The 20,354-nt window shown below is 63.5% G+C and carries 21 protein-coding genes and 1 pseudogene; 12 read left to right on the forward strand and 10 right to left on the reverse strand.

Features of this window, described 5'->3' with window-relative positions; all coding sequences use genetic code 11:
• Positions 1-187 precede the first annotated feature (187 nt).
• Positions 188-1,018 carry an NYN domain-containing protein gene (locus VJ651_RS02275; RefSeq protein WP_292934237.1) on the reverse strand — a complete coding sequence of 277 codons (831 nt, stop codon included), beginning with the start codon at positions 1,016-1,018 and terminating at the stop codon, positions 188-190.
• Between the two features lie 209 nt (positions 1,019-1,227).
• Here VJ651_RS02275 and VJ651_RS02280 point away from each other — a divergent pair, with 209 nt between their 5' ends.
• The 6 genes from VJ651_RS02280 to VJ651_RS02305 all read left to right on the forward strand — a co-directional run bounded on the left by VJ651_RS02280 (position 1,228) and on the right by VJ651_RS02305 (position 5,100).
• Complete coding sequence (locus VJ651_RS02280) at positions 1,228-2,460, forward strand: molybdopterin-dependent oxidoreductase (protein WP_324105863.1); 1,233 nt, start codon at positions 1,228-1,230, stop codon at positions 2,458-2,460.
• An 11-nt stretch (positions 2,461-2,471) separates the two neighbouring features.
• Positions 2,472-2,834 (forward strand): cytochrome c, encoded by a 363-nt coding sequence (locus VJ651_RS02285; RefSeq protein WP_324105864.1) that lies wholly within the window; start codon positions 2,472-2,474, stop codon positions 2,832-2,834.
• A gap of 200 nt (positions 2,835-3,034) precedes the next feature.
• Entirely contained in the window at positions 3,035-3,409 is a 375-nt protein-coding gene (gene sdhC / locus VJ651_RS02290) for a succinate dehydrogenase, cytochrome b556 subunit (RefSeq protein ID WP_324105865.1), read from the forward strand.
• Complete coding sequence (sdhD, locus tag VJ651_RS02295) at positions 3,406-3,738, forward strand: succinate dehydrogenase, hydrophobic membrane anchor protein (protein WP_324105866.1); 333 nt, start codon at positions 3,406-3,408, stop codon at positions 3,736-3,738. Before sdhC ends, sdhD begins: the two co-directional genes overlap by 4 nt.
• An 11-nt stretch (positions 3,739-3,749) precedes the next feature.
• Positions 3,750-4,445 (forward strand): succinate dehydrogenase iron-sulfur subunit, encoded by a 696-nt coding sequence (locus tag VJ651_RS02300; protein ID WP_324105867.1) that lies wholly within the window; start codon positions 3,750-3,752, stop codon positions 4,443-4,445.
• Positions 4,446-4,494: 49 nt separating this feature from the next.
• Positions 4,495-5,100: a hemerythrin domain-containing protein gene (locus tag VJ651_RS02305; protein ID WP_324105868.1), complete on the forward strand. Its 606-nt coding sequence runs from the start codon at positions 4,495-4,497 to the stop codon at positions 5,098-5,100.
• On the opposite strand, the gene VJ651_RS02310 is transcribed toward VJ651_RS02305, so the two are convergent.
• The gene (locus VJ651_RS02310) at positions 5,075-6,226 is read right to left on the reverse strand and encodes a Do family serine endopeptidase (RefSeq protein ID WP_324105869.1); all 1,152 of its coding nucleotides are present in this window, start codon (positions 6,224-6,226) and stop codon (positions 5,075-5,077) included. The genes VJ651_RS02305 and VJ651_RS02310 overlap by 26 nt on opposite strands.
• A gap of 290 nt (positions 6,227-6,516) precedes the next feature.
• On the opposite strand from VJ651_RS02310, the gene VJ651_RS02315 reads away from it, so the two are divergent.
• Positions 6,517-8,112 (forward strand): catalase, encoded by a 1,596-nt coding sequence (locus VJ651_RS02315; RefSeq protein WP_324105870.1) that lies wholly within the window; start codon positions 6,517-6,519, stop codon positions 8,110-8,112.
• A gap of 30 nt (positions 8,113-8,142) precedes the next feature.
• Here the strand turns inward: VJ651_RS02315 and VJ651_RS02320 are convergent, their stop codons facing one another.
• Positions 8,143-8,301, reverse strand: a complete 159-nt coding sequence (locus tag VJ651_RS02320; RefSeq protein WP_324105871.1) for a hypothetical protein — start codon at positions 8,299-8,301, stop codon at positions 8,143-8,145.
• Between the two features lie 6 nt (positions 8,302-8,307).
• Positions 8,308-8,442 carry a hypothetical protein gene (locus VJ651_RS02325; RefSeq protein WP_324105872.1) on the reverse strand — a complete coding sequence of 45 codons (135 nt, stop codon included), beginning with the start codon at positions 8,440-8,442 and terminating at the stop codon, positions 8,308-8,310.
• A gap of 177 nt (positions 8,443-8,619) precedes the next feature.
• Between VJ651_RS02325 and VJ651_RS02330 the strand changes: the two are divergent.
• The 5 genes and pseudogenes from VJ651_RS02330 to VJ651_RS02350 form a co-directional block, all read left to right on the forward strand.
• Positions 8,620-9,220 (forward strand): annotated as a pseudogene (locus tag VJ651_RS02330) (RtcB family protein); the annotation flags it as partial.
• Between the two features lie 282 nt (positions 9,221-9,502).
• Positions 9,503-10,069, forward strand: coding sequence for an HNH endonuclease (locus VJ651_RS02335; RefSeq protein WP_324105873.1), 567 nt, complete (start codon positions 9,503-9,505; stop codon positions 10,067-10,069).
• A gap of 196 nt (positions 10,070-10,265) precedes the next feature.
• Complete coding sequence (locus VJ651_RS02340) at positions 10,266-10,553, forward strand: hypothetical protein (RefSeq protein ID WP_324105874.1); 288 nt, start codon at positions 10,266-10,268, stop codon at positions 10,551-10,553.
• 87 nt (positions 10,554-10,640) lie between these two features.
• Positions 10,641-11,798, forward strand: coding sequence for a hypothetical protein (locus VJ651_RS02345; RefSeq protein ID WP_324105875.1), 1,158 nt, complete (start codon positions 10,641-10,643; stop codon positions 11,796-11,798).
• Positions 11,799-11,951: 153 nt separating this feature from the next.
• Entirely contained in the window at positions 11,952-13,187 is a 1,236-nt protein-coding gene (locus tag VJ651_RS02350) for a patatin-like phospholipase family protein (protein ID WP_324105876.1), read from the forward strand.
• Positions 13,188-13,459: 272 nt separating this feature from the next.
• Here VJ651_RS02350 and VJ651_RS02355 read toward each other — a convergent pair whose 3' ends face one another.
• The 6 genes from VJ651_RS02355 to VJ651_RS02380 form a co-directional block, all read right to left on the reverse strand.
• Entirely contained in the window at positions 13,460-14,971 is a 1,512-nt protein-coding gene (locus tag VJ651_RS02355; RefSeq protein WP_324105877.1) for a SagB/ThcOx family dehydrogenase, read from the reverse strand.
• A 72-nt stretch (positions 14,972-15,043) separates the two neighbouring features.
• Complete coding sequence (locus VJ651_RS02360) at positions 15,044-16,153, reverse strand: GGDEF domain-containing protein (RefSeq protein WP_324105878.1); 1,110 nt, start codon at positions 16,151-16,153, stop codon at positions 15,044-15,046.
• 141 nt (positions 16,154-16,294) lie between these two features.
• A complete protein-coding gene (gene pcaF / locus VJ651_RS02365; protein WP_324105879.1) occupies positions 16,295-17,500 on the reverse strand; it encodes a 3-oxoadipyl-CoA thiolase in 1,206 nt (401 codons plus the stop codon).
• Positions 17,501-17,553: 53 nt separating this feature from the next.
• Complete coding sequence (paaH, locus tag VJ651_RS02370) at positions 17,554-19,086, reverse strand: 3-hydroxyacyl-CoA dehydrogenase PaaH (RefSeq protein ID WP_324105880.1); 1,533 nt, start codon at positions 19,084-19,086, stop codon at positions 17,554-17,556.
• A gap of 16 nt (positions 19,087-19,102) precedes the next feature.
• Positions 19,103-20,104: an NADPH:quinone oxidoreductase family protein gene (locus tag VJ651_RS02375; RefSeq protein WP_324105881.1), complete on the reverse strand. Its 1,002-nt coding sequence runs from the start codon at positions 20,102-20,104 to the stop codon at positions 19,103-19,105.
• Between the two features lie 100 nt (positions 20,105-20,204).
• Complete coding sequence (locus VJ651_RS02380; protein WP_324105882.1) at positions 20,205-20,351, reverse strand: hypothetical protein; 147 nt, start codon at positions 20,349-20,351, stop codon at positions 20,205-20,207.
• Positions 20,352-20,354: the final 3 nt, after the last annotated feature.

The following is a 20,354-nucleotide window of genomic DNA, read 5'->3' on the forward strand; positions in this document are numbered from 1 at the left end:
GAAATCACGATCCGGGAAGGCAAGGGCAACAAGGATCGCATCACGATGCTGCCATTGGCATCGGTTGCCGCACTGCCGGAGCAGATCGCGTATGCCAGGTCCTGCTACGAAGGAGATCGCGCCGTTTCGCGCCCCGGCGTCATGCTGGCCGACGCCCTGGAAGGCAAATAGTGCGATCCCCTGCCGCTCACTCCTCCCCCGCCGCCAAGCGCACCGTGTACTGCCCCGTCTTCTCATCCCGCACGATCTGCAGCAGGCCGTGCTTTTGCGCATCCTCCATCAGCTCCTTGAAGGAGCGGTAGCCATAGGCCGACTCGTTGAAACCGGGACGGCGGCGCTTCATGGTCTGCTTGACCATCGAGCCCCAGATTTTTTCGTCTTCGCCGCGCTCGGCGATGAGGGCTTCGACGGTGCCGACGGCGAAGTCGAGCGCGTCCTGGCGCTTGTCTTCTTCCGTTTTCGGGGCGGGCGCCTTGGTGCTGCCGTTGGTGTTCTTCTTCGCCGGCGCTTTCTTTTCGGCGGGCTTGCGCTTGGGTTTCTGCTCGCGCACCAGGTCGTCGTAGAAGATGAATTCGTCGCAGTTGGCGGCGAGCAGGTCGGAGGTGGAATCCTTGACGCCGATGCCGATCACGTACTTGTTGTTCTCGCGCAGCTTGGAGACCAGCGGCGAGAAATCGGAGTCGCCGCTGATGATGACGAAGCAGTCGACATGTGACTTGGTGTAGCAGAGGTCGAGCGCGTCGACGACCATGCGGATGTCGGCCGAGTTCTTGCCGGACTGGCGCACATGCGGGATTTCGATCAGCTCGAACGCGGCTTCGTGCATGGGCGCCTTGAAGTCCTTGTAGCGGTCCCAGTCGCAGTAGGCTTTCTTGACCACGATGCTGCCTTTGAGCAGCAGACGTTCCAGCACGCGCCGGATGTCGAAATGCGCGTACTTGGCGTCGCGAACACCGAGGGCGATGTTCTCGAAGTCGCAGAACAGCGCCATGCTGGTGATTTCGAATTGGCCTGCCATTGCTTGCTCCTGTGTTGTTGTTTGCGGGCGGTATGCATGAAATGTCGTGTGTGATGCCTGTGACATTCTTTCCAGCTTGAAAGGGTACACCCTTTCACGGCGATCAGCGAAGCGGAGGCCGGATTTGCGCTGTGTTGAACAAGCATCAGATTCCGCTGGCACTCCGCGATTTGTCTCTCTATATTTTGCAGATCAGCGAGGAGGGGACGATGATCAAGACCTGTCGGGAACGCAGCCCGGAATTTTTTCGCCGCAGAAAATTTCTTGAACGTCTGGGCGCGCTCGGCGCATCGCTCACTCCGTTCTCCGCCCTCGCGGCCCAGATCACGCTCCCCTTCGACAACGGGGAACGCGATGTGTTGGCTTTTCCGCAGAAGCGTCCGCTGATCGTGCTCACGCACCGGCCGCCGCAACTGGAAACGCCTTTCAGCGTGTACAGCGAGGGACCGATCACGCCGAACGATGCGTTTTTCGTGCGCTATCACTGGAGCGGTATTCCGACTTCCATCTCACCGGAAAGCTTTCGCCTGCATGTCGGCGGCGCGGTGAACACGCCGCTAACACTGTCGCTCGACGAGATCAAGCGCATGGCGGATCCGGTGGAGGTAATCGCGGTGAACCAGTGTTCCGGCAACAGCCGCGCGCTGTTTTCGCCGCGCGTCAATGGCGGCCAGCTGGGCAACGGCGCGATGGGCAATGCGCGCTGGACCGGTGTGCCCTTGAAGAAGGTGCTCGAAAAAGCCGGGGTGAAGGCGGGCGCGGTGCAGGTGTCCTTCGACGGCCTGGACAAGCCGCCGGTGGGCAACGGTCCGGATTTCATCAAGGCGCTCGACATCGATCATGCGCTGGATGGCGAGGTGCTGCTGGCGTGGGGCATGAACGGCGAGGATCTGCCGATGCTGAACGGTTATCCGCTGCGCCTGGTGGTGCCGGGCTACTACGGCACCTATTGGGTCAAGCACTTGTCCGAGATCGCGGTGCTGGACAAGCCGTTCGAGGGTTTCTGGATGAATCCGGCCTATCGCATTCCCGATAACGACTGCGCGTGCGTGCCGCCCGGCGCCACGCCGGCGAAAACGGTGCCGATTGCGCGCTTCAATGTGCGGTCCTTCATTACCAGTCCGGCCGAGGGCGCACAGCTGACGGCTGGACGCGAGACCGTGGTGAGCGGCATTGCGTTCGACGGCGGCTACGGGATCACGGAGGTGGCGTTCTCGGGCGACGGCGGGCAGACCTGGCGGGCGGCGCAGCTGGGCAAGGATCTGGGCCGCTATTCCTTCCGCGAGTGGAGCATCGCTTTCGTTCCGCCACGCGCCGGCAAGCACGCGCTGATGGTGCGCGCGCTCAACCGCATCGGCCAGAGCCAGCCGATGAACGCGCTGTGGAATCCGCCCGGCTATATGCGCAACGTGGTCGAGACCACGCACGTGGTGGCGGTATGAGGAGGCCGGCCATGGAAACCACCAACACGCGGCGTGCATGGCCTCGCCTGCTGCTGGCAAGCTTGGCGCTGGCGCTGAGCTCGACGGTGTGCGCGCTCGACATCACCTTGCCGCGCGAGACCGCGCGCTTCAAGGAAAGCGGACTGCCGGGATACAAGCTGGTGCTGGAGAACTGCATGACCTGCCATTCGGCGCAGTATGTGCAGATGCAGCCGCCGTCGTCGCCGCGCAGCTACTGGAGTGCGACGGTGCAGAAGATGAAAAAGCCGTTCGGCGCACAGTTCGCGGACGAAGATATTCCGGCGATGGTAGACTATTTGGCGAAGACTTATGGCGCGGAGCGCACGGCGACCGCGTCGATGACGGGGAAATAGCCGGGGAATTCGTTGCCCATTCTCTCCTGCAAGCAAGGCGTCGGTGAAAACCGACGTGCTCATGTGCTGTCGAATTGCTTTGGTGTGCCGTCGATTTGCCCGCTTGCAACAATTGCATGCGATGATGCCGCATTGATCGACGCATCTCCTTGCATCTCGTTGATGATTTTTGCCCACGGAAAATTCCGATGGAAAAACCCATGAACAGACCAAGACCGGTATTTTTCAATCTGACGCAATTGCAGATGCCGGTCGGCTCCGTGACCTCCATCCTGCATCGCATCACCGGCGTCATTCTGGCGGTCGGCACGCCGTTCTGCATCTATCTGCTCGGGCTGTCGCTGGCCGATGCGCAAGGCTATGCGCGCGTGGCCGGCATGTTCGCACAGACTATCTTCAAGCTGTTGGCGGTGCTGTTCATCTGGGCGCTGGCGCATCATCTGCTGGCGGGAGTGCGCCATCTGCTCAGCGATATCGATGTCGGGTCGCATCTGCAGGCCGCGCGCACCAGCGCATGGGTTGTCAATTGCAGCGCGGTGGTGATTGCGCTGTTGAGCGCGGGAGTTCTGTTTTGAAAAAAGCGCTATCCGGATTGCGCGCATGGACGGTGCAGCGCTTCACCGCCGTCTACATGCTGCTGGCCGTCCTGTTCGCACTCGTTCACTTTGCGTGGAATGCGCCGCACGGCTTCGAGGCGTGGCGCGCATGGCTCGGCGGACCCTTGGTGCGCATGGCAACCTTGCTGTTTTTTGTCGCCCTGCTGCTGCATACCTGGGTCGGTCTGCGCGATGTGATGATGGATTACATCAAGCCGCTGGCGCTGCGCCTCGCCCTTCTTGCGCTGCTCGGCTTCTATCTGGTCGGCATGGCCGCGTGGGTCATGCGTATTCTCTTGCTCCTGTGAGGCGATCCGCCATGCGATTCTCGATCTACCGTTACGACCCGGATGCCGACAAGGCACCGTACATGCAGGACTACGATATCGCGCTGGCGCCCACCGACCACATGCTGCTGGACGCGATCCTGCGCATCAAGATGGAAGACGACTCGCTGACCATCCGGCGTTCCTGTCGCGAAGGCGTGTGCGGTTCGGATGCCATCAATATCAACGGCCGCAACGGCCTTGCCTGCATCACGCCGATCAGAGGGCTGAAGGAGCCGGTGGTGTTGCGTCCCCTGCCGAGCTTTCCGGTCATCCGCGACCTGGTGGTGGACATGACGCAGTTCTTCAAGCAATACCACTCGATCAAGCCGTATCTCATCAACGATACGATCCCGCCGGAGAAGGAACGCCTGCAGACGCCGGAGGAGCGCGAGGAACTCGACGGGTTGTATGAGTGCATCCTGTGCGCCTGCTGCTCCAGCCAGTGTCCGTCCTTCTGGTGGAATCCGGACAAGTTTGTCGGGCCGGCCGGATTGCTGCAGGCCTATCGTTTTATTGCTGACAGCCGCGACACGGCGACGGAAGAACGGCTGGATGATTTGAACGACGCCTATCGCCTGTTCCGCTGCCGCACCATCATGAACTGCACGGAAGTGTGTCCGAAGGGCCTGGCGCCATCGCGCGCAATCGAAAAGATCCGGCTGATGATGGTCAAGAGCTCGTTCTGAACAGTCGTCGCGGACGGATTTCGGCCGTCGCAACATGAGGATCGATGATATGAAAACGCTCGTGAGTCAGCTGCAGCGGGAACACCGCAATCTCGACAAGCTGGTCGGACTCTTGTCCAGGTTCCCTGCGCCGCCCTCCGCGCTGCCGCCAGCGCCTTCCGAGATCAACCTGCTGGTCGACGTGCTGTTTTACCTGACGCAATTCCCCGATGTCCACCATCATCCGGTGGAGGATCGCATCGTTGCCGCGCTGCGCTCCAAAAAGGCGCTGCCCGCCGATCTGGGCGAGGAGATCGAGCGCCAGCATCATGTGCTGGCCCGGCAGGGACGCGAGCTGATGCGCGATCTCGAATCGGCGGCGCGCGAGGAAACCGTGTCGTGGGCGCAGCTGCCGCTGGAAATCCGCCTCTACGCGGAGCGCTTGCGGCACAACATGATGGTCGAGGAACTGAGCCTGTTTCCGCTCGCCGTCGCGATGCTCGACGCGAGCGACGTGCAAGCCATCGGCGCGGACCTGGCGCAAGCGCCTTCCGACCCGCTCTTCGACCACACCGCAACGACGCGCTTTGCCGACCTGCACCGCGTCATTGCGACGGAAGCGGGCTGCGGCTGCTTTGAGGAACGCAGCCCTAGCCTTCCAGCGCGTCCGGCGTAATCTTCACGCTCACGTTTTTTCCGCCGCGCAGCAGTTCCGCGCTCACCGTCGTGCCGGGTTTGGTCTCGCCGATCAGGCGCGCGAAATCGGCGGTGGTCTTCACCGGCTGGCCATTGAAGGCCACCACCACGTCGCCCGGCTTGATGCCGGCCTTGTCGGCGGGGCCGCCGCGCTGCACGGCGGCGACCAGCGCACCAGTCGTCTCCTTCAACCCCAGGGACGAGGCAATGTCCTGGGTCAGTTCCTGCAACTGCACGCCGATGCGGCCGCGCACCACCTTGCCGGTTTCCCGCAACTGCTTTGCAATGCCGGTGGCGATGTCGATCGGTATCGCGAACGAGATACCCATGTAGCCGCCGGTCTCGCTGTAGATCTGGGAATTGATGCCGATGACTTCGCCTTCGGTATCGAACAGCGGACCGCCGGAGTTGCCGGGATTGACGGCGACGTCGGTCTGGATGAAGGGGACATAGCTGCCGTTCGGGAGCAGGCGCCCTTTGGCGCTGACGACGCCGACGGTGACGCTGTTTTCGAAGCCGAAGGGGGCGCCGATGGCGGCCACCCATTGGCCGGGCTCGACCTTGCCGGGATCGCCGATCTTCACCACGGGCAGGCCGTCCGCCTTGATCTTGACCAGCGCGACATCGGTGTAGACGTCGGCGCCGATGACTTTGGCCTTGAACTCGCGCTTGTCGGTCAGCTTCACGATGACTTCGTCGGCCTGGTCGATGACATGCGCATTGGTCAGGACGTAGCCGTCCTGGCTGATGATGAAGCCCGAGCCGAGGCTGAGCGTCGGCGCTTCGCCGGTGTCGGGGGTGGCGCCGAAGCGACGGAAGAATTCATACAGCGGATCTCCCGGACGCAAACCGGACTGTCGGCCCTGCTGGATGGCGCTGATGTTCACCACGGTCGGTCCGGCCTGCTTGACGAGGTTGACGAAGCTGGGCAGTTCGACGCCGCGTGCCGGTGCTGCCGCCGGGGCGGGTGTGGAGGCAGGCGCAGGGGCCGGCGTGGCGGCCTGCGGAGAGGTCTGCTCTTTGCCGGACGGAGAACATCCGCCCAGCAGCAGGAGCAGGGCGATGGCCGTGACCGCTGTGCAGCGGGCCAGTGGGTTGTTGGACATGCATTTCTCCCTTGCAGCTTCGGCAGCGACCGAAGGGCATGCACCCTTCCGCGCAGATAGCTGGAGCGCTGAGTTCGCTGGCCTACGGTACCCGATGCGCGGGAGGATCGGTTGAGGCAGCGCAAGAGCTGGGACTGCGGCGCTTCCTGTCCGAAAGTTATTCCCGCAACACAATGATTGCACTCGCATGCGCGCCGTATTGGGCAGCAATAACAACAATGCCGAGCGCGGGATAGAAAACCGCCACCCGTTGTCAACATGACTTCTTCACTGCACCCGAAAGGCATGTCATGAGCGACGAACGTCCGATTCTCACTACCCGCCAGGGCCATCCGGTGAGCGACAACCAGTCATTGCGCTCGGTCGGCGAGCGCGGCCCTGCCACACTGGAAAACTATCAGTTCATTGAGAAGATCACGCACTTCGACCGCGAGCGCATTCCGGAACGGGTGGTGCACGCGCGCGGCACCGGTGCGCATGGTTATTTCGAAGCCTACGGAAAGATCGGCAAGGAACCGGCATCGACCTACACACGCGCCAGGGTGCTGAACGAAACAGGTGTGCGCACGCCCGTGTTCGTCCGGTTTTCCACTGTGATCGGCAGCAAGGACTCGCCGGAGACGGCGCGCGATCCGCGTGGTTTCGCGGTCAAGCTGAAGACGGTTGACGGCAACTGGGACCTGGTCGGCAATAACCTGAAAGTGTTTTTCATTCGCGATGCGATCAAGTTCCCGGACATGATCCACGCATTCAAGCCGGACCCGGTCACCAATCGCCAGGAGCCGTGGCGCTTTTACGATTTCGTGTCGCAGTCGCCGGAGGCACTGCACATGCTGACCTGGGTGAAAAGCCCGTGGGGCATTCCGGCCAACTACCGCGAGATGGAAGGGTCGGGCGTCAATACGTACAAGCTGGTCAACGACGAAGGCGTCGCGCACCTCGTCAAGTTTCACTGGCAGCCGAAGCAAGGCGTGCGCAACCTGACGGCCGCGCAAGCGGCCGAGATCCAGGCACACGATGTCGGCCATGCGACCAAGGATTTGCACGATGCCATCGAGCGCGGGGATTTCCCCGAATGGGAATTCTGCGTGCAGCTCATGACGGACGACGAGCATGCGGAGCTCGACTTCGATCCGCTCGACGACACCAAACGCTGGCCGGAAGACAAGTTTCCGTTGCTGCCGGTCGGGCGCATGGTGCTGGACCGCAATCCGGACAATGTGTTCGCGGAGACGGAGCAGGCGGCGTTCGGCACCGGGGTGCTGGTGGACGGTATCGACTTTTCGGACGACAAGATGCTGCAGGGACGCACGCTGTCGTATTCGGATACGCAACGTTATCGCGTCGGGCCCAATTATCTGCAATTGCCGATCAACGCACCGCAGGAAAAGGCGTCGACGCACACCAACCAGCGCGATGGCCAGATGGCCTATGGCGTCGATGACAGCGGCGCGAACAGGCACATCAACTACGAGCCGAGCATGCTGGGCGGCGTGCGGGAAGCGCCCAGGCCGGAGAAGGAATACCACCAATGGGTCGAGGGCCACCTCGGGCGCTACCAGACTTCGCGCACCGCGGATGATTACAAGCAGGCCGGCGACCGCTATCGCAGCTTCGAGGATTGGGAGCGCGAGGACCTGATCGCGAATATCAGCGGTGACCTGAAGCAATGCCCGGAGCCGATCCAGCTGCGCATGGTCTGGCATTTGTGGCATTGCGACCATGACTTTGGCACGCGCGTCGCGCAGGCGGCGGGCATCGCGCTGTCGAAGGCGAAGGATTTGCCGCCGCTGGAGGGCAAACCGGCGCCGCATGCGCGGCGGGCGGCGGCGACTTATACCAGCGGGCTTGCCGAGCAGCCGGGGTCGGCGGGCGAGAAGAAGTAAGGGCAAAGCCGGCCCGGCCTCGCGCCCGGATCAAGCCTGGCGTGCCAGCGGATTCTGGGTCGGCGGGCCGATCCGGACAAGCGTGTTGCGGTCGGTATGATGGAACGTTTCTTCCTTCCCGCGAATCAGCATCGCCGTGTCTTCATCGTAGGACCAGGTGTCGTCGGCACTCGCCGTGCCCATCGCCATCGCAATCTACCCGGGTGGCATCGCCAGCGTGTGAATCACGGTCCCGGTGGCCGGCTCCTGCCGCCGGTAGCCGACCTGGTCCAGCGGATTGCTGTCGTCATTCGACGGCTCAGTATAAATATCCAGTAGAAAACCGCTCATACCGTCATTCCCCGTCCCGTTGCCGCGATAATGCGTTTGAAGAATTAGAGAGCGAAAATATTGTGCCGCCTCAAGAGGCGGATATTGCATTGCCCGGGCAATTAATTGCAGGATCCGAGGTCTATTCCAATGACGCCGTTCGCAGGCGAAGATGTGGGCCCGCGGCGTGCGATCGAGGCGCAATTGAAGGAGGAGTTCGACTGCATTTGCAAGAAAACATCGAAGCTGCGCCATACCAACAATTGCCGTCATCTTGGCGCGCTGGGCGGTAATCATTTCGTGGAGGTGTACCTCGACGAGACGGGATTTGTCCGGCTGATGCTGCACTCCGGCTCACGTGGCGGTGCGAAAGGTGATTGCCAAGCCCTTCGATGTACATGTGGAGGCGGTGAATTGTCACCATTATGTGCAGAAGGAGGTGCATTTCTGGCGTGAGGTGCTGCTGACCCGCAAGGGTGCAGTGTCGGCACGCGCGGGAGAACTCGGCATCATCCCCGGCGCGATGGATGCCCAGAGCTACATCGTGCGCGGCAAGGGCAATGCGGAGAGCTTTCACAGCGGCAGCCACGGCGCGGATCATGAGCCGGCACGAAGCGAAGCGGCGCGTCCCCGTCGAAGATCAGGCGATCACAACGCGCGGCGTGGAATGCCGCAAGGAAGCGGGCGTGATCGACGAGATACCGATGGCCTGCAAGGAGATCGACAGTCTGATGGAGGCGCAGCGCGACCTGTGGAGGCGATGCACACCTTGCGGCAGGTGGTGTGCGTGAAGGGATAAGGGGCACGAAGTCTCTGGCGCAGGCCTTCAATAGTTGCGCGGCATACACAAAATGCAGAATGGGAACACGGAATTACTCTGGATCATTCACTCCGTCAACGTTTAGTTTTATTATCAATCCATTGTCTGCACAGGGTCAGCAAAGGCCCGGCAAAACAAGTGCGCGTCTGCACGACCGAAAGACGCCGATGAAATCCGGCGGCACTCCGTTTCAGCAATCCGGCAGAAGGACGCACGCCCGGCACACGACAGGTGTTCATACGATGCAACACAGGTGATGCAATGATTGCCCATATTCTGGCGCTCGACATCGCGGGAAATCCTTTCGGCTGGATTCCGGCGCAAGACGCAGTGATCTACTACGCGACCGGCAAGGTGGCGTGGGAGCTGGGCGGGCTGAGCATGGTGTTCCGCGGCGGTTTCCAGCGCTCGGGACTGCAATCGAGAATCACCATCAAGCCGATCATCGCGATTGCCGGCAGCGAGCACATGGCGCGCAAGCTGCGCAACGAACTCCCGCTCGGCAATCAGAACTACCTGCTGTTCAAGCGCGACCGCTATACCTGCGCCTATTGCGGCGACCGTTTCAGCCACAAGGACTTGTCGCGCGATCACATTCTTCCGCGCGTGCGTGGCGGCAAGGATACCTGGATGAATTGCGTGACCGCCTGCCGCCGCTGCAACCAGGAAAAGGGCGACAAGCTGGTCCAGCACTTCCGTCCGCTGCTGTATGTTCCCTACATTCCCTGCCGCGCCGAACATTATCTGCTCAGCGGCAGGAATGTGTTGGCCGATCAGCACGACTACCTCGCCGCGCAACTGCCCAAGCATAGCCGCCTGTTGAGCTGATTTTCTTGCTCTCCTTTCAATGGCGTGCTTGTCATTGGCAATCCGTCAGTGCAGCCATGGCGCGCCGCATCCCTCCAAATAGCTTCCCTTCAAGATTTATTTGAGGAACTATTTCTATGCGTCAAAACTCAGATAGGCGCTATTCACCAACAGTGCGCCCACAGTGAATCACTGTCGCTTATCTGAGGAGTTGTTCATGCTGAAATCATCCCGGAATCGGCAAGCCGATCATGGCCTGTCATCGCGTTTTCTGCATCACGCCGCCTGCCTTGCCGCCGCCTTGTTTGTCTTCGCCGGTTGCGGTGGCGGAAGCGATTTGCCCGAGACCCAGTTGAGCAATGTGCAATCCTCGCCCAGCCTTACCAGCGCAGCCCCGGTCGCACCGGTTCAAACAGAGCCCGGACAGGGCCGCATGAGTGTGTCGCCGGCACCGGTGATGTCCGCAGTGGACGCTCCGCCCACGGGAGCGCCGGCATCGTACTGACGCCGCCCGCCAGACCGCCTTCCCGTTAGCCGAACCATGCATGCCGGAGGGCGATGGCGCGACCACTTATCCCGCATGGACATGAAGTTGAGCCCGCATCAACGCGCACTCCTCCCCTTGATCGGCCTGCAAGGCGCCGTCGGCAGCCTGGGCGGATTCATCGGTTTTTTCGTCGTCGGACGGGAAGACCTGCAGGCCATGTTCCGCTATACCGCCGGCATGCTGACGGCGGCCATGGCGGCGACCTTCATCACCTATTTGCTCGGCCCGCGCTTGCGGCTGAGCGGGCGGCGGCTGTTCCGCCTCGGCTTCCTGTTCCCCGGCGTGCTGCTGCTTGTCGGCGGGCGCTCGGTCACCACCATGGCGATTGCCTACGGATCCTTCATGGGCGTGACCTGGGGCGCGCGGCATTCGCTCGAGATGTCGCTGCTGCAGGATCATGACCGCGACGGCTATGCCTCCCATTCGGTCACCATCTCGGTGATGCTGAGCGTCGCTTTCACGCTGATCGCGACGCTGCTGCTGACGGGCTTTTCCGAGCAGAGTCGCTACGTGTACTGGATGTATGGCGCGCTCTGCCTGCTGGGCGGCGTCTTCTTCGGCAAGTCGATACCGGATACCGCGCCGGTGTCGCTCAAGGCGCCGCTGGCGGTGATTCGCCAGCCGCAATTCGTCGCCTGCCTGCCGCTGTTTTTTCTGGAATCCGGCCTGTTCGGCATCAGCCAGGCGATGGCCTCGGCCGGCGCGGTCAATGCGCTCGGCTCGGCCAGCCGTTTCGGCTGGGTCGCCACGCTGGCCGGACTGGTCGGTGGCCTTGCGCTTTTCACCACGCGCCACAGCCGCCACCTGCACAACCGCGCCAACTGGTTCGGCGGCGCCAGCGCGGCGGTCGGCCTGGCGTTCATGCTGCTCGGCGCCAGTGTCTGGATGCCCGCGCTGTACATCGCCTACTCGGTGCTGCGCGCGGCCGCCGTGCCCTTCCTGTCGGCCGGCCAGCAAGTGCTCAATCAATGCACGCTCGATATCCACGGCGAGCTGTCGGACCGCATCTTCGCGCGCGAATTCGTGCTGTGGGCGCTGCGCATGCTGTCGCTCATTCTGTTCTGGGGCCTGGCGCAAATCCTGTCGCCGATGCAGTTGATGGTGGCCGGCTCCGGCATGCTGGCCGGCGCAACGGGCATGGAGTATCTGATCGGGAAATCCCTGTTCTGGAAGAACGCGCCGCTGCAGGAACAAGCGGCGTGAGCGCGCCTGCGGTTTGCACCGGATTTGTTTCGCGCAGGCATCGCACAGACCATCGCTATTGATGCATGTCGCGCGGCATGCATGCGGATTTGCGTGCACATGTCGGCTTCATTACATTGGTCCCTGCCTGCGCTCCCGGCGCGGCGCATCCTCATGTCAACCCGAAAGGCTTCCATCATGCCGACGCAAAACAGGAACAGGATCATGCTGGCGCTGCAGGGCGGCGGTGCACACACCGCGTATGTGTGGGGCGTGGTCGACCGTTTGCTGCAGGATGAGCACATCGACATCGCGGCCGTCAGCGGCACCAGCGGCGGCGCGATGATCGCCGCCGTGCTGGCCTACGGCCTCTCGCTGGAGCATGACCTGGACGGCCATCCGCTCGACGCCGCAGCGCGCCGCACCAATACCCGCGCGCTGCTCGACAAGTTCTGGATCGACGTGGCGGCGCTCGGCAACCTGTACTGGAATCCCTACCGCTTCACCGCCAATCCGCTGCATCCCTCGTGGAACATCGACGGCCTGCCGGTGCCGGTCGCGCTCAATGCGCTATCGCTCATCAGTTCGCCGTATCAGTCGCCGTTCGCGCCGAGGCAGAATCCGATTGCACTGGCGATTGCCGACTGCATCGATCTGGAGGTGCTCAAGCACAGCCGCATCGGCCCCGCGCTCTACGTCTGCGCCACCAACGTGCGCACCAGCCAGCCGAAAAGCTTCACCAAGAAGGAAATCGGCGTGCCGCACCTGCTCGCCTCCGCCTGCCTGCCGGTGGCGGATCGCGCGGTGCTCATTGACGGCGATTATTACTGGGATGGCGGCTATGTCGCCGACCCCGCGCTGGCGCCGCTGATCGAGCATCACAAGGAGACAACGCGCGACCTGGTCATCGTCGGCGTCAATCCCATCGTCGAGGCAAAGTCAGAACTGCCGCCGAATACCGCCTGGAAGATCATCGACCGCATGAACGAAATCACCTTCAATGCCTCGCTGATCGCCGAGATCAAGCGCATCCACGAGGTCAACGAGCTGCTGCGCCAGGTGCCGCCCGAGGCCTATGCCAGGCAGGCGGGCGGCAAGCTGCACAACAAGATGGAAATCCTGATGCACTACATACCGCCGCATGCGGAGATGGCGGGCTACGGCGTGGCGAGCAAGAGCAACACGGCGCTCGCCTTCCTGCAGCATTTGAAGGAACTCGGACGGGAAGTGGCCGACGCCTGGCTGGCCGGCCGCATCGACGGCGGCGGCGCGTCGCTGCTGGGGAAGTCGTCGGACACCAACCTTGGCGACCTGTTCATCGATCCGCATCGGCCGGAAGCCGAAGCGCTGCCGCAAGCGATGCAAGGCGTGCGCATGACGCGCGCTGGGTTCGAGACGATGGCGGAATGATCTTAGAACCTGTTTAGTGTCTTTTTGGCAGGCGCGTTCTACCGGGAAGGGATGCAGTGCAAGACGCGCCGCGCCGCTCAGACTGGGCGTCTGCGCAAGCGGCGCAACGCCGCAATGCGCCCTTCCCGGCAGAACCCTCCGGGCAGCCTCCTGAGCTGGCCGCCTACGTTGTTGCAGCTCCTTGCCGTAGCACCACTACGTCGCGTCGCCGCGCCTAGTATACGGCCTGCTCAGGAGGCTGCGCGCCTGCTAAAAAGACACTAAACAGGTTCTTATTTCTCCGCCTTGCCCAGCGTGGCAAAATGCAGCACCCATTCGCGCTGCGCATCCACGGCAATCAGCGCCGCCGCCTCATCATCGTAAAACGCGCCGACCGGACAAGCCGCCAGTCCGCGCGCGACGGCGCCGAGCAGCCAGCGTTCGCCCAGCATGCCCGCTTCGAGATAGGCATGGCGATAGCCGCGCGCTCCTTGGGCCAGCATGCGCTCACGGTCGGCCGACAGCACCAGCACCACGGCGGCATTGCCGATCACCGGTTGCGACAAGGCGGCCGATTGCGCGGCGGCGGCGAAATCGCCCTGGCGCACCGGCACCAGCGCATGGCCGGGCACATAGCGATAGACGCCCGCCGGCAATCCCGCAACGCGATTGACGACCAGATGGATATTGATCGCATCCGAGAGTAGCGGCGGCAAGGCCATGTCGGCCAGCATCGAGGACAGCATGGCCAGCGGCACCGGATCAGCGAGGAAGCGGCGCGTGCTGCGGCGACCGACGATGACTTCGCGCAGGTCTTGCGTGGCGGGCAGCGGCGGCGGCAATGCGATGGCTCCCGCTTGCTTCTCTTCCGGCACAAGGCGCAAGGAGGTCGCCTCTTGTGCCATGCCGGTGATGCCGAGCGCCGTGCCCTGCGGCATCGGTGCCGGGACGAAATGCGCCGGCGATCGCGTGCCGGCCGCCGGCGCATCAGTCGCATGCCGCATTTGCATGACCGCAAGCACGCCCTCCTCGACGCCGTCGATGCCGAGCGCCCTGGCCACGAGCGCGTCGTCGAATTGCGCGAGCGGCCTTGCCTGCATGCCCGTCTGGTGCGCCGCCAGCCGCAGGTTTTCCATCAGGTGGCCGGCGTCCGCTACCGCAAGACGGTAAGCGCGGTCGCGATACTTGTTGCCGGTGCGACGGAACACGGCGCTGAGCAGCGCCACGGCATCGGCGCCTTCCGCTTCGGGCGCGCCGAACCGCGCCGGCGCGGCGCCCAGCGCATCGAGACGATGATGCTCGGGGTCGTAGTGATACAAGCCGGCCGGAAGGCCATCGACCGCACGCGCCACGAGGTACAGTTCAATCGGATAGAGTGCGCCGGCGGAGGGCGCGGCGCGCAATGCGTTCCCTTCGCGCCGACCGGTCACGCCGGCCGACAGGTACAGCATCTCGCCCAGCTCGTCGCGCCGCAAGCGCTGCCTGTGCAGGGCGGGACTGCGCAGCGCGTCGCTCAAGCCGCGCGCGCCGGCCGCTCTTCGCTCCAGTGCGACATGGGCGACGCCCGGATACGCCTTGAAGGGCGGCGGGACCGCGCCCCAATCCACTGCCGGGGCCGGCCTGGTCACGCTGTTGCGGGAACCGGATGACAACTCGTGGTAACGGATCACCGCATCCACCGATGCGGCTTTTGCCTCGTCGTAGGGCACGGCGGCAGCGTCCAACGCGAGGGGCAGGAATGCGGCGCCCGCCGAGGCGATGCGCATCAGCAGCGGCAACAGTATCCGGATGAGTCTTGGCGGCATGATGAATGCCCCGGCAAGTGTGGACCTGCGGGAAATTCTAGCCGGACAAAAGGCAATGCATGCTGCGCCAGATCATTTCACGCAGACTTGCTCGTCGGCCTTGACCACGCGGTTGCGGCCGGCGCGCTTGGCGGCGTACATCGCCTGATCGGCGCATTCGATCAGCTCGTCCATGGTCTGACCCGGAATGCAGGGTGCAATGCCGGCAGACACGGTGACGCGGAAATCCGGTTCGAGCGCGGCGAATTCGACATGGGCCAGCTCGCGCTGTATGCGCAGGATGCAGGACTCGGCGACGGCGATCGAGGTTTCCGGCAGAATCAGCAGGAATTCCTCCCCGCCCCATCGGCCCAGCAGATCGGTCGACCGGATGCAGCGTGCGGCCAGCCCGGCAAAGGTGCGCAGCACGATGTCGCCTCCGCCGTGGCCCCAGGTATCGTTGATGCGCTTGAAATGATCGATATCGATGACGCACACGCAGAAGCTGCCATTGCTGCGTTCCGCCCTGTTCTTCTCCCGATGCAGCATGTCGAGCAGGTAGCGCCGGTTGTACAGTCCGGTCAGCGCATCGCGCTCGGCCATTTCGGTCAGCCGCGCCAGTGCCGCTTTCAGTTCCGCATTGCTGGCCTTCAGGCTTGCCCGCAGCTGGCTTAGCGTGCCGGTCAGCACGGTGGTGAATCCCAGGATCACCCACAGCGAGATCCAGTGCACGAACTCGATTCGCCAGTCGACGCCTGCCGGGTCATGGCGGGAAGCGAGCGCGACGACGAAGGGGAACAGGGCCAGCGGCAGCAGCGCAAGATGGATCAGTTGCCGGAACGAGAGATGCATGCCGGCGAACATGATGCTGATGACATAGGCATAGATGAAGGTGCCGCGCAGCGGGCCGGCATAGATGATGGTGTAACTGCACAGGAGGATCGAACCGATGGTCTGCGCCTTGGTCATGCTTGGGTCGCTGAAGCGCAGGTTCCGCCCGGAATGGATGAGCCCAAGGAAGGTGGCGGACACCACGATGACGCCGATGGAATACCCGGCCAAGGGAAACAGCGGATACAGGCCGTACCAGGCGCAAAACGCCATGACGAGGTCGCACAGCACATAGAAACCGATGGAAAGCAGTGTCCGGACGAGCCTCAGTCGCTGGGCAGACGCAATATCACGGGGCTGCGATTGTGACAAGTCGCACTCCAATCTATCCGATTTGAAACAGATTGTAGCCCCGCGATTGATCAGATGTCACACTTGTTTCCCGCACTTTGTTGGAAATTCGCGAAAACCGGATCGCCGTAAACCAGACCTTGGCCGCACCTTCTGTCCGACTCACACGCGCTCGATGATCAGCGCGATGCCCTGCCCCACGCCGATGCACATGGTGCACAGCGCGTAGCGGCCCCTGGTGCGTTCCAGCTGGTTGAGCGCCGTGGTGACCAGGCGGGCGCCGGATGCGCCGAGCGGATGGCCGATCGCGATGGCACCACCGTTCGGGTTGACCTGCGCGGCATCGTCCGCGAGGCCGAGATCGCGCGTGACGGCCAGCGCCTGCGCGGCGAAGGCTTCGTTGAGCTCGACGACATCCATCTGGTCGATGCGCAGGCCGGTCAGGGCCAATACCTTTTTCGAGGCGGGCGACGGGCCGAAACCCATGATGCGCGGCGCCACGCCGGCAGTTGCCATGCCGAGGATGCGCGCGCGCGGCGTCAGCCCGTGGCGGCCGGCGGCGGCTTCCGATGCCAGCAGCAGCGCGCAGGCGCCGTCGTTCACGCCCGAGGCATTGCCGGCGGTGACGCTGCCTTCGGGGCTGACCACGCCCTTCAGCTTCGCCAGGGCTTCCACCGTGGTGTCGGGGCGCGGATGCTCGTCGGCGGCAAACACCTTCGGCTCGCCCTTCTTCTGCGGAATGGTGACCGGCACGATTTCGTTGCGGAAGAAGCCGGCGGCATTGGCCGCTGCCCAGCGCTGCTGGCTCCTGAGCGCCACGCCGTCCTGATCGGCGCGCGCGATGCCGAATTCGCGCGCCACGTTTTCCGCCGTCTCCGGCATGCTGTCGACGCCGTACTTCGCCTTCATCAGCGCATTGACGAAGCGCCAGCCGATGGTGGTGTCCTCGATCTTCGCGCCGCGCGAGAACGCGCTGTCGGCCTTGCCCATGACAAAGGGCGCGCGCGTCATGCTTTCCACGCCGCCGGCGATCATCAGCGCTGTCTCGCCCGACTTGATGGCGCGCGCCGCGCTGCCGACCGCGTCCATGCTCGATCCGCACAGGCGGTTGATGGTGTTGCCCGGAACGCTATCAGGCAAGCCGGCCAACAAGGCGGCCATGCGGCCGACGTTGCGATTGTCTTCGCCGGCCTGGTTGGCGCAGCCGTAGGCGACATCGTCCAGCGCCGCCCAGTCCACGCCCGGATGGCGCTCCATCAGCGCACGAATCGGAATCGCCGCCAGGTCGTCGGCGCGCACTTGCGCCAGCGCGCCGCCGTAGCGGCCGAAGGGCGTGCGGATGGCGTCGCAAATGAAGGCTTCAGTCATGTTGTTTTCCTCGAGAGTAATGGTTCGGTTCGTCCGCCCGGCGGCCGCGGAGCTCACCCATGAAACGTGCTGCCGTTCCACACCTTGCGCAGGATCAGCGGCGAAATGCGATAGCGGTCTTCGCCATAGCTGCGTCCCAGGTTGCCCAGCACGCGCATCAGGTAATGCAAGCCTATCGTGTCGGCCCAGGCTAGCGGGCCGCGCGGATAATTGACGCCCTTGAGCATCGCGGTGTCGGCCGCCGCCGCATCGCACACGCCCTGGTTGACCGCATCGGCCGCTTCATTGGCCAGCATCGCCACGGTGCGCATCACCGCCATACCGGGCACGTCGCCCAGACGCGATACCTTGAAGCCGCATACCTGCAGCAGGCCGACGACGGCGCGATAGGCCTCGGGCGTGCACTGGTCGGCCGGGCACAAGGCGGCCCTGGTCGCCTTGGTGTAGTCGAGCGCGAGATCGAGCAGAACGGTGTTCGCAAGACCGTTGTCGGCGGCGCGTTGCGTGGCGCTGCGGCCGTCGGTCAGATAGAGCACCGCACCGCCGCATTTCAGCAGGGCGTCGTCTTCCTGCGATCCCAGCACGCGCGTCACCGCGACGCCGGCGGAGGCCGCACGTGACGCGATCGCCTCGGCCACCAGCCCGGAGCTCTTTACCGTCACTTGCTGCGGCGCATCGGCTTGCGCTTCGGTGTGCGGCGCGGGCGGCGTGCTGTCATCGCCGTAGCGGTAAAAGCCGCGGCCCGATTTGCGGCCGAGGAAGCCGCCGTTGACCAGTTCCTGCTGCACCAGCGAGGGCGTGAAGCGCGGATCGTTGAAGTAGGCCTGAAACACCGATTGCGTGACCGCGAAATTCACATCGTGGCCGATCAGATCCATCAGCTCGAAGGGCCCCATGCGGAATCCGCCGGCTTCGCGCAGGATGGCGTCGATGGTGGCCGGTTCGCCGGCCTGCTCGTTCAGCAGGCGCAGCGCTTCGGCGTAATACGGACGCGCCACGCGATTGACGATGAAGCCGGGCGTCGAGCGCGCGTAGACCGGGCTCTTGCCCCAGGCGGAGGCGGTCGCATAAATTGTTTGCGCAACCTGCGGATCGGTCGCCAGTCCGCTGATGACTTCCACCAGCGCCATCAACGGCACCGGATTGAAGAAATGCATGCCGGCGAAACGGCCCGACAGGCGCAGGTTGGCGGCCAGTGCGGTGACGGAAATCGAGGAAGTATTGGTGGCGAGAATGCAGTCGTCACCGACGATGCCCTCGAGGTCGGCGAACAGGCGGCGCTTGACGTCGAGGTTCTCGACAATCGCCTCGATCACCAGGCCGGCATCGGCGAAGCCTGCGAGCGAATCCGCCACGCTCAGGCGCTGCCCGGCGGCGTCCGCCGCTTCCGCCGTCATGCGGCCCTTCTCGGCAAGCATGCCGAAGGTCTTGCGGATGCCGGCGATCGCTTTCTCGACCGCCTCCGGGCGGGTGTCGTACAGCCTGACCGGATGGCCGGCGGCCGCGGCGACTTGCGCGATGCCGGAACCCATCGCACCGCTGCCGACGACGCCGACGATGCTGGAGGACGCCAATGCAGTGTTCATGGTAGTCACTCCCCGCTCAAGCCTTGGCGCGCGGCGTGGTCAGCACCACCTTGCCCTGCACCTTGCCCGCCTTGACCAGCGCGAGCGCGCTGGCGAACTCTTCCATCGGGAAGCTCCGCATGACGTTCGGCTTGATCTTGCCGTCGGTGTAGAGCGCGAACAGTTCGTCCTGCACGCGGCGCACCCACGCCGGATCGCGCTCGCGATAATCGCTCCATTGCAGGCCCGAGACGAGGATGTTCTTGACCAGCAGATAGTTGGCCTTGATGACGGGAATGCGTCCGGCCGCGAAACCGATCACCACCATGCGGCCGCGCCACGCCATGGCGCGCAGCGCCGCGTCGAACACATCGCCGCCCAGCGGATCGAGCACGACATCGACGCCGCGTCCGCCGGTCACGCTGTACACCTGCTGGCGCAGCGACTCATGCAGGTTGTCGGCGGCGAGATTGATGATGGTGTCGGCGCCGTTCGCCTTCGCGAGCTTCGCATGTTCGTCATTGTTGACACCTGCCAGCACCGTTGCGCCGAGGCCCTTGGCGATCTGTACCGCAGCGAGGCCGACACCGCCAGCCGCGCCATTGACCAACACGGTTTCACCCTTCTGATATTGGCCGCGCTCGACCAATGCGAAGTGCGCGGTCTGGTACACCAGGCCCATCGCGGCAGCATCGGTGAACGGCATGCTGTCGGGCATCACGAAGGTATTGCTGGCGCGCGCCACCAGTTGTTCCGCATAAGCGCCGGATTCCACCTGCGCCACCACCCGATCGCCCGGCTTGCAGGACTTGACATTGCGTCCCACCGCCGCGACCACGCCGGCAGCATCCTTGCCGGGGCTGAACGGGCGCGCCGGCAGGATCTGGTACTGGCCGCTGATCACCAGCAGGTCGGGATAGTTCACGCCGATCGCATGCACATCGATCAATACATCGTCGTCCCCGAATGTGGGAGTGGGCACTTCTTCGATCTTGAGGGTCTCCGGCTCACCGTGTTCCCTGATCAGGATTGCTCGCATAGGAATTGTTCTCGTTGAATTTGTGGGGGGCCACGGAAGGCACGAAATACACGGAAATATTCTCTGGTTTTTTCCGTGATTTCCGTGGACAGATAAATCATCACTGCATCACCTTCAATCCAGCCCGCAATGCTGGCATTGCAGCGTGCCGGAAAATCACTTCATGTCCACGGAAAACACGGAAATCACGGAAATATTCTCTAGCCTTTTCCGTGATTTCCGTGTTTTCCGTGGACAGTTGAATCATTGC

Source organism: Noviherbaspirillum sp., assembly GCF_035254865.1.
Taxonomy (GTDB): Bacteria; Pseudomonadota; Gammaproteobacteria; order Burkholderiales; family Burkholderiaceae_D; genus Noviherbaspirillum.